Origin of the sequence: Actinomadura fibrosa, assembly GCF_900659615.1 — a bacterium.
Lineage (GTDB): Bacteria > Actinomycetota > Actinomycetes > Streptosporangiales > Streptosporangiaceae > Spirillospora > Spirillospora fibrosa.
In genome coordinates, this window is the sequence record NZ_CAACUY010000332.1 from 1 (window position 1) to 8,279 (window position 8,279).

Sequence of the window (8,279 nt, forward strand, 5' to 3'; positions counted from 1 at the left end):
GGACCGCCACGCCCTCGCGGATCATGCCGGTGTCCCAGCGCGACCGGTCCTGCTCGCCGAGCGGGACCAGGCGGCCGCCCCGCACGTGGTGTCGGCGGCCGTCGCCGCCCGCCTCACCGGCGCCGACGACGTCGCGCTCGGCCTGGCCGGGCAGGGCGTCCGGGACGTCACCCGGATCGCCGCCAGCGACCCCCGGCTGTGGATCGGGATCCTGTCGGCCAACTCCGAGCCGGTCGCCGACGTCCTGGAGGCCGTCGCCACCGACCTCGCGGTCGCGGCGTCGCTGCTGCGCGACGGCAGCGACGGGGCCGCCACCCACGTCGCCGACCTGCTGCTGCGCGGCAACGCGGGCCGCTCCCGCATCCCCGGCAAGCACGGCGGCGACGCGTCCGCCTACGCCACCGTCCAGGTCGTCATCCCGGACCGCCCCGGCGAGCTCGCGATGATCTTCCAGGCGGCCGGGATCGCGCAGGTCAACATCGAGGACGTGACGATCGAGCACTCGCCGGGCCGCCCGCTCGGCGTCCTGGAGCTGTCGGTCGTCCCCGAGCAGGCCGAGCGGCTCGCCGCCGAGCTGCGGGCACGCGGCTGGTCCGTCCCCGGCTGACCCCGGCGCCCGGCCCGTCCCCGTGCGCCCGGCCCGCCGCGGACGGCCCGGACGGTGGTCCCATGCCGGTAGCCTGATGCGTTGGGACTCGCAGGGGCGGCACGTACGGTGCGACATGTACGGTGCGCACCGCCGCCCGCCTCGCCCGCCGCCCGTGCCGGCGGGTGCTCCGACGTGAACGAAAGGGAGCGATCGTGCCGCTCGTCATCGCCATGGACGGCCCCTCGGGATCCGGCAAGTCCAGCGCGTCCAAGGGCGTCGCCCGGGCGCTCGGGCTCCGCTACCTGGACACCGGCGCGATGTACCGCGCCATGACCTGGTGGATGCTGCGCAACGGCGTGCCGGTGGACGACGCCGAGGCCGTCGCGGCGCGCGTCCGCGAGCCGGTGATCGAGGCCGGTTCGGACCCGGCGGCGCCGACGATCACGGTGGACGGCGCGGACGTGTCCGGCCCGATCCGCACCCGCGAGGTCACCAACGCGGTCAGCGCGGTCAGCTCCGTCCCAGCGGTCCGGGCGCGGCTCGTCGAGCTCCAGCGTGAGATCATCGGTACCGGGGGGATCGTGGTGGAGGGACGCGACATCGGCACGGTCGTGGCCCCGGACGCCCAGGTCAAGGTGTACCTCACCGCCAGCGAGGAGGCGCGGGCCCAGCGCCGCGCCAAGGACCTGGCCGCCGATCCCGGCGCGTCGGTGACGGTCACCCGGGCCGAGCAGGCCCGCCGGGACCGGCTCGACTCCACCCGGAAGGCGTCGCCGCTCGCCAAGGCGGCGGACGCGCACGAGATCGACTCGACCGAGCTGGGCCTCGTCGAGGTCATCGAGGCGGTCGTCCGCCTCGCCAAGGAGCATGAGTGAGCGGACCGCCTCCCGGGAGGGAAGCGGCGTCCGCGGGGAAACGGCAGTGAGCGAATACGAGATCGAGACGGTCGACGTCGTCGAGGACGTCGACGAGGACGCGGGCCCCGCGCCGGTCGTGGCGGTGGTCGGCAGGCCGAACGTCGGCAAGTCCACCCTGGTCAACCGGATCCTCGGGCGGCGCGAGGCCGTCGTGGAGGACGTCCCGGGCGTGACCCGCGACCGGGTCGCCTACGACGCGACGTGGAGCGGCCGGCGGTTCACGGTGGTCGACACCGGCGGCTGGCTGCCGGACTCGTCCGGCCTGGCCGCGGCGATCGCCGAGCAGGCCCGGCTGGCGGTCGACCTCGCCGACGTGGTGATGTTCGTCGTGGACGCGACGGTCGGCGCCACGGACGTGGACGAGGCGGTCGTGGAGATCCTGCGCCGGTCCGGGAAGCCGGTGGTGCTGGTCGCCAACAAGGTCGACAACGCGGGCGCCGAGGCGGACGCGGCGCTGCTGTGGTCGCTCGGCATCGGCGAGCCGCACCCGGTCAGCGCCCTGCACGGGCGGGGGAGCGGCGACCTGCTCGACGCGGTGCTGGAGGCGCTGCCCGCCGAGGCGCCCCCGGAGACGTTCGGCGAGGCCGGCGGGCCGCGCCGGGTCGCGCTGCTCGGCCGCCCGAACGTCGGCAAGTCGAGCCTGCTGAACAAGCTGGCGGGGGAGAACCGGGCCGTGGTGGACGCGGTCGCCGGGACGACCCGCGACCCGATCGACGAGGAGATCGAGCTCGGCGGGAAGGTCTGGCGGTTCATCGACACCGCCGGGATCCGGCGGCGGCATCGCGAGAACCAGGGCGCCGACTTCTACGCGACGCTGCGCACCCAGTCGGCGCTGGAGCGCGCCGAGGTCGCGGTCGTGCTGGTGGACGCCGACGAGCCGCTCGCCGAGCAGGACCTCCGGATCGTCTCGATGGTGGTCGACTCGGGCCGGTCCCTCGTCATCGCCTACAACAAGTGGGACCTGCTGGACGAGGAGCGCCGCCACTACCTGGAGCGCGAGATCGACCGGCAGCTCCACAACGCGCGGTGGGCGCCCCGGGTGAACATCTCCGCCAAGACGGGGCGGCACATGGAGAAGCTGGTGCCGGCCATCGAGACGGCGCTGGAGGGCTGGAGCACCCGCGTCCCGACGTCCAAGCTGAACCAGTTCTTCGCCGACCTCGTGAACTCCCACCCGCACCCGGTGCGCGGAGGCAAGCAGCCGCGCGTGCTGTTCGCGACGCAGGCCGGGGTGCGGCCGCCGCGGTTCGTCCTGTTCACCTCCGGGTTCCTGGAGGAGGGCTACCGGCGGTTCATCGAGCGGCGGCTGCGCGAGGAGTTCGGCTTCGAGGGGACCCCGCTCGACATCACGATGAAGATCCGCGAGAAGCGCGGCAAGAACAAGAAGTAGCCGTTTTTCGCGATGGCGGCCCGCCCGGGTGTCTTCCCCGGGCGGGCCCCCGCATGTCAGGATGCCCTTGCGGGCCGGTGGTAAGCCGTCCCTTACTCCGCCCGGGCGCCGGCGCCCGGGCACCAGGGCGCGGGTCGAGGAGTGCGATGTGAAGCTGCTGCTGCTCATCTCCTGTGCTGTCGTCTGCGTGGCGCTCAGCTTCGCCTGGCGGCAGCCATGGATCGGCGGGGTGGGCCTCGTGATCGCCTTCGTCGCGATGTTCACCGACCGCGACGACGTGCACGTGGACGACGAGAAGCGCAGCTACGAGACCACCAAGAGCGTCCGCAACATGCGCAGCCGCAACCGCTGACGGAACAGCACGGCCCCCGGGTCCTCGCTACCGGGGGCGCGGCTGCCAGGACTTCCGGCGATCGGGGCGGTCAGTGGTCGTAGCGGCCCTGGTCGCCCGCCACGCGCTGGTCACCGGGCTGCGACGGCCGGTCGGGCCGCGCGCCCGGCGGGTTCTCGCGCGCGTACCGGCCGAACACCAGCGGCTGCGTCGTGCCCGACCCGCCGGCGGCCTCCGGGACGGGCTCGTCCGCCACCGCCTCGCGGACGCCGACCACGGCGAAGCGGCCGAGCGCGAGCGCGGCGAAGAAGACGATCACGACGCCGAGCCCGGTGAACCCGGCGAGCTGCTCGGCGACCCGCCGCCCCTCCTCGGTGCCGAGGGGCGCGCCGACGCCGGGGACGTCCCACAGCGCGGCGACCGGGCCGCCGACGGCGAACCAGGCGCCGCCCAGCACCGCGAGCCAGGCGCCCAGCATCGCGACGGCGCGGTTGGCGCTGGCGAGCACGATCAGGCCGCCGAGCACCGTCGCCGCGCCGGGCGCGACGCTGAGCTGGAGCCGGTCGGTGTCGTAGACCCAGGTGTCGTCCGGGGCGAAGCCGAAGTCGAGGTAGGGGCCGACGAAGGGCAGCAGGCCGCCCCAGAGGCCGAGCAGCACCAGCATCAGTCCGCTGAGGCCGCCGCGCGTGCGCGGCACGCGCATCGTCCGCGTCATTGATCGTCCTCCTGACCGGGCACGTGCTTCCATCTGGAATCCCCTTTACCCGGGACAAATCGCTCCAAGCGCGGCCCGCCGGACGGGCGGGCGTGGAGGATGGCCCCGGCGGCAGGGGAGCCGGCCGGGAGACGGGAGCACGCGTATGGCGTCGATGATCACCATCGTGTACGCACGGGAGGAGCCGCCGGATCAGTGGAGCGCCGCCGTGTTCCTCGCGGGACCCACACCGCGCTCGGAGGGCGTCTCGTCGTGGCGGCCGGAGGCGATCGCGGAGCTGCGCGCCCGCTGGCGCGGCGACGGGCGGCTCGTGGTCTTCGTCCCCGAGCACCGGCACCGGCGCTACGACGACTACACCGGGCAGGTGGAGTGGGAGGAGCGGTGCCTGCACCTGTCCGACGCGGTGCTGTTCTACGTGCCGCGCGAGCCCGCGACCATGCCCGCGTTCACCACCAACGTGGAGTGGGGGATGTGGCACGACAGCGGGCGCGCGGTGTTCGGCGCCCCGCCGGAGGCGCCCGGCAACCGCTACCTGCTGCACTACGCCGCCAAGTCCGGCGTGCCGGTCGCGGACGACCTGCCGGGCACGGTCGCCGCCGCGCTGGACCGGATCGGCCCCGGCGCGCCCCGGACGGGCGGCGAGCGGGAGGTCCCGCTGCTGCTCTGGCACGAGCCGACCTTCCGGCACTGGTACGCGGCGCAGCGCGGAGCGGGGAACGTCCTGGTGGGCGCGCGCGTCGTGCTCCGCTTCGGGAACTGCTGGGCGTTGCACGTCCGGGTGCGGGTCGCCGCCGAGGACCGCGTCAAGGACAACGAGATCGTCATCGGCAGGCCGGACATCTCCACGGTCGTCCTGTACCGGCCGGGCGCGGAGCTCGACGGCACCGACGTGGTGCTCGTCCGCGAGTTCCGCAGCCCGGGCGCCGCCGCCGACGGGTTCGTCCACGAGCTGCCGGGCGGGTCGGGGACGGCCGGCGGGCCGCTCCGCACCGCCCTGGACGAGGTCGCCGAGGAGACCGGCCTCGTCCTTGCGCCCGGGCGGCTGCGCGAGCACGGGCCGCGCCAGGTCAACGCGACGCTGTCGGCGCACCGGGCGCACCTGTTCTCCGCCGAGGTCACGGCGGACGAGCTGGCGCGGCTCGCCCGGTCCGGCCCGCACGGCCTCGCGGCGGACGGCGAGATCACGCACGTGGAGGTCGTGCCGTTCGGCCGGATCAGGCGGGAGCGGCTCGTGGACTGGGCGACCCTCGGGATGATCGCGGAGGTGCTCAGCCCACGGTCCGGGCCCGCTGCTCCGGATGCTCCGGGTCGATGTGCCAGCTGATCACGCGGACCGGGCGGATCCGGATCAGGTCGTCGCTGAAGAAGCCCTCGCCGACGTCCATCCGGCCCTTCGCGAGCTCGGCGCGGCCGCGCACCTCCACGCCCCGCCCCCAGCCCGGCCGGAGCGCGCCGGGCTCGTCCTCGGGCGTCATGTCGTCCACGACGAACGACACCCGCGGGTCCCGCTCGACGTTGCGGTACTTGCGGCTGGCGGCGTTCGCGGGGCCGCCGATGTCGATCGTCCCGTCGTCGTTGAGGCGGAACGTGACGGGCCGCACTTGCGGGCCGCCGTCGGGTCCGATCGTCGACAGGCGGCCCAGGCTCTGCCGGGACAGGTAGGCGCGCTCGGCGTCCGTGAAGGGGGTCGAGGTCATCGTCGAGTCTCCGTTCGTGCGCGGTGGTGAGTTCGGCGGGACCGACGCTAGAACCTCAAGCCGACTTCAGGTCAAGCGGCGCCCGGACGGCCGACGCCCGATCGCCGCGAATGCGAGTCCGAGCTCTGGCTAGGACTCGCAAATCGTCTCCATAAGCGGTCTACTCCTCGAATCTGCGAGGCAGTACGCTGTGCGCCGTGACGACGTTCAGGATCAGTGAGGCGGCCGCGCTGCTCGGCGTCAGCGCCGACACCGTCCGCCGCTGGGTGGACGGCGGGCGCCTTCCCGCCGACCGGGACGAGCACGGCCACCGGCGGGTCCCGGGCGCCGAGCTCGCCGCCTTCGTCCGCGACCAGGCGCGAAAGGCCTCCGAAGCCGCCGGGCCGTCCGACCAGGACGGCCGGTTCTCCTCGGCGCGCAACCGGATGCGAGGCATCGTTACCGACGTCGTCCGGGACGGCGTGATGGCTCAGGTGGAGATCCAGGCGGGCCCATTCCGCGTCGTCTCGCTGATGAGCCGGGAGGCCGCGGACGAACTCGGGCTGCGCGTCGGCGTGGTCGCGGAGGCCGTCGTGAAGTCCACCAACGTCGTCGTGGAAGTGGCCGAGCCGGGCTGAACCCGATGCCTTCCCTGAGGAGAACTGTGTTGAAGCGCATTCCCGTCGGCGTGGCAGCCGTGTCCCTGTTGGCGGCCGCGGCGGCGGGCTGCGGTGACACCGGCGACGACTCCGGCGGTGGCGGCGGCAAGAGCGGCGGCACGCTGACGGTGTTCGCGGCGGCCTCGCTCACCGAGACGTTCACCGCGCTCGGCAAGGCGTTCGAGGGCTCGCACCCCGGCGTGAAGGTGAAGTTCAACTTCGGCGGCAGCTCGACGCTCGCCCAGCAGATCACGCAGGGCGCCCCCGCCGACGTGTTCGCCGCCGCGAGCCCCGCGACGATGAAGACGGTGACCGACGGCGGCGACGCGGACGGCACGCCGCAGGTGTTCGCCAGGAACCGGCTCGTCATCGCCGTCCCGAAGGACGACCCCGGGAAGGTCGGCAAGCCGTCCGACCTGTCCCGGTCCGGGCTGAAGGTCGTCCTGTGCGCCGTGCAGGTGCCGTGCGGCGCCGCGGCGGAGAAGGCGCTCGCGGCGGCCAAGGTCGCGGTCAAGCCCGTCTCGCGGGAGCAGGACGTCAAGGCCGTCCTCACGAAGGTCCGGCTCGGCGAGGCCGACGCCGGGCTCGTCTACCGCACGGACGCCAGGGCGGCGGGCGGCCAGGTCAAGGGCATCGAGTTCGCCGAGTCGGCGCAGGCGGTCAACGACTATCCGATCGCCCGGGTGGCGAAGGCGCCGCAGGCGGCGCTGGCGGGGGAGTTCGTGCGCCTCGTGCTGTCGCCGCAGGGCCGGGCGACGCTGACCGGAGCAGGCTTCGAGGCGCCGTGACAGCGTTCGCGACGGGCCGCCGGTGAGGAGGCGGGAGCGTGACCGGTGGGCGGGCGGCGGGCGCCCGCCGTGGGTGCTGCTCGTGCCCGCCCTCACCGGCCTCGCCTTCCTCGTCCTGCCGCTCGCGGGGCTGCTCGTTCGCGCGCCCTGGTCGACGCTCGGGACCCGGCTCGGCGAGCCGCAGGTGCTGGAGGCGCTCCGCCTCTCGATGGTCAGCGCCACCCTCGCCACCGGCGTCTGCCTGCTGCTCGGCGTGCCGCTCGCGTGGATGCTGGCCCGGGTGCCGTTCCCCGGCGCCCGGCTCGTCCGCGCCCTCGTCACCGTGCCACTGGTGCTGCCCCCGGTCGTCGGCGGCGTCGCGCTGCTCCTCGTCCTCGGGCGGCGCGGCCTCGCGGGCGCGTGGCTCGACTCCGCGTTCGGGATCACGCTGCCGTTCAGCACCGCCGGCGTCGTGCTGGCCGAGACGTTCGTGGCGATGCCGTTCCTGGTGATCAGCGTCGAGGGCGCGCTGCGCGCCGCGGACTCCCGCTACGAGGAGGCCGCCGCCACGCTCGGCGCCACCCGCTGGACGACCTTCCGGCGGGTCACGCTGCCGCTCGTCGCGCCCGGCATCGCGGCCGGGGCGATCCTCTGCTGGGCGCGGGCGCTCGGCGAGTTCGGCGCGACGATCACGTTCGCGGGCAACTTCCCGGGCCGGACGCAGACGATGCCGCTCGCCGTCTACCTGGCCCTGGAGACCGACCCGCAGGCGGCGATCGTCCTCAGCCTGGTCCTGCTCGCGGTGTCGGTGGTGGTGCTGGCCGCGCTCCGGGACCGCTGGGTGAGCACCTCATGACCGCGGGGCTGGACGCGCGGGTGGTGGTGCGGCGCGGGGTGTTCGACCTCGACCTCGCGTTGAGGGCTGCGCCGGGCGAGGTGGTCGCGCTGCTCGGCCCGAACGGCGCCGGGAAGTCCACCGCGCTGCGCGCCCTCGCCGGGCTGGTCCCGATGGCGGGCGGGCACCTGCGCGTGGACGGGGCGGACCTGCGCCCGCTGCCCCCGGAGCGCCGGAGGATCGGCATGGTCTTCCAGGACTACCTGCTGTTCCCGCACCTCAGCGCCCTCGACAACGTCGCGTTCGGCCTGCGCTGCCAGGGGGCGCGCAAGCGCGCGGCCCGGCGCGAGGCGGCCGGGTGGCTGGAGCGCGTCGGCCTCGCCGGGCACGCCGCCGCGCG

Annotated in this window: 11 protein-coding genes; 9 read left to right on the forward strand and 2 right to left on the reverse strand. The window is 74.6% G+C overall.

The window, feature by feature from the left end; all coding sequences use genetic code 11:
* From E1300_RS45025 to E1300_RS45040, 4 genes are all read left to right on the forward strand, one after another.
* Positions 1-607 (forward strand): prephenate dehydrogenase dimerization domain-containing protein (locus E1300_RS45025; RefSeq protein WP_242619802.1); only part of this gene is annotated, 607 nt, incomplete at its 5' end.
* Positions 608-801: 194 nt separating this feature from the next.
* Positions 802-1,464 (forward strand): (d)CMP kinase, encoded by a 663-nt coding sequence (gene cmk / locus E1300_RS45030; protein WP_242619803.1) that lies wholly within the window; start codon positions 802-804, stop codon positions 1,462-1,464.
* 46 nt (positions 1,465-1,510) lie between these two features.
* A complete protein-coding gene (gene der, locus E1300_RS45035; protein WP_131763405.1) occupies positions 1,511-2,896 on the forward strand; it encodes a ribosome biogenesis GTPase Der in 1,386 nt (461 codons plus the stop codon).
* 148 nt (positions 2,897-3,044) lie between these two features.
* The gene (locus tag E1300_RS45040) at positions 3,045-3,248 is read left to right on the forward strand and encodes a hypothetical protein (RefSeq protein WP_131763406.1); all 204 of its coding nucleotides are present in this window, start codon (positions 3,045-3,047) and stop codon (positions 3,246-3,248) included.
* A 70-nt stretch (positions 3,249-3,318) separates the two neighbouring features.
* On the opposite strand, the gene E1300_RS45045 is transcribed toward E1300_RS45040, so the two are convergent.
* The gene (locus E1300_RS45045; RefSeq protein WP_131763407.1) at positions 3,319-3,942 is read right to left on the reverse strand and encodes a hypothetical protein; all 624 of its coding nucleotides are present in this window, start codon (positions 3,940-3,942) and stop codon (positions 3,319-3,321) included.
* 145 nt (positions 3,943-4,087) lie between these two features.
* Between E1300_RS45045 and E1300_RS45050 the strand changes: the two genes are divergently transcribed.
* A complete protein-coding gene (locus E1300_RS45050) occupies positions 4,088-5,266 on the forward strand; it encodes a nucleoside 2-deoxyribosyltransferase domain-containing protein (RefSeq protein WP_131763408.1) in 1,179 nt (392 codons plus the stop codon).
* Here the strand turns inward: E1300_RS45050 and E1300_RS45055 are convergent.
* Positions 5,211-5,639, reverse strand: coding sequence for a PPOX class F420-dependent oxidoreductase (locus tag E1300_RS45055; RefSeq protein ID WP_131763409.1), 429 nt, complete (start codon positions 5,637-5,639; stop codon positions 5,211-5,213). The two genes, E1300_RS45050 and E1300_RS45055, sit on opposite strands and share 56 nt — an antisense overlap.
* A 197-nt stretch (positions 5,640-5,836) precedes the next feature.
* Here E1300_RS45055 and E1300_RS45060 point away from each other — a divergent pair, with 197 nt between their 5' ends.
* The 4 genes from E1300_RS45060 to E1300_RS45075 form a co-directional block, all read left to right on the forward strand.
* Complete coding sequence (locus E1300_RS45060; protein ID WP_131763410.1) at positions 5,837-6,256, forward strand: TOBE domain-containing protein; 420 nt, start codon at positions 5,837-5,839, stop codon at positions 6,254-6,256.
* Positions 6,257-6,285: 29 nt separating this feature from the next.
* Positions 6,286-7,065, forward strand: coding sequence for a molybdate ABC transporter substrate-binding protein (gene modA / locus E1300_RS45065; RefSeq protein ID WP_242619804.1), 780 nt, complete (start codon positions 6,286-6,288; stop codon positions 7,063-7,065).
* Positions 7,066-7,087: 22 nt separating this feature from the next.
* Positions 7,088-7,900, forward strand: coding sequence for an ABC transporter permease (locus E1300_RS45070; protein ID WP_131763412.1), 813 nt, complete (start codon positions 7,088-7,090; stop codon positions 7,898-7,900).
* The coding region (locus E1300_RS45075) for an ATP-binding cassette domain-containing protein (RefSeq protein WP_131763413.1) at positions 7,897-8,279 on the forward strand (383 nt) is incomplete at its 3' end. The genes E1300_RS45070 and E1300_RS45075, both read left to right, overlap by 4 nt.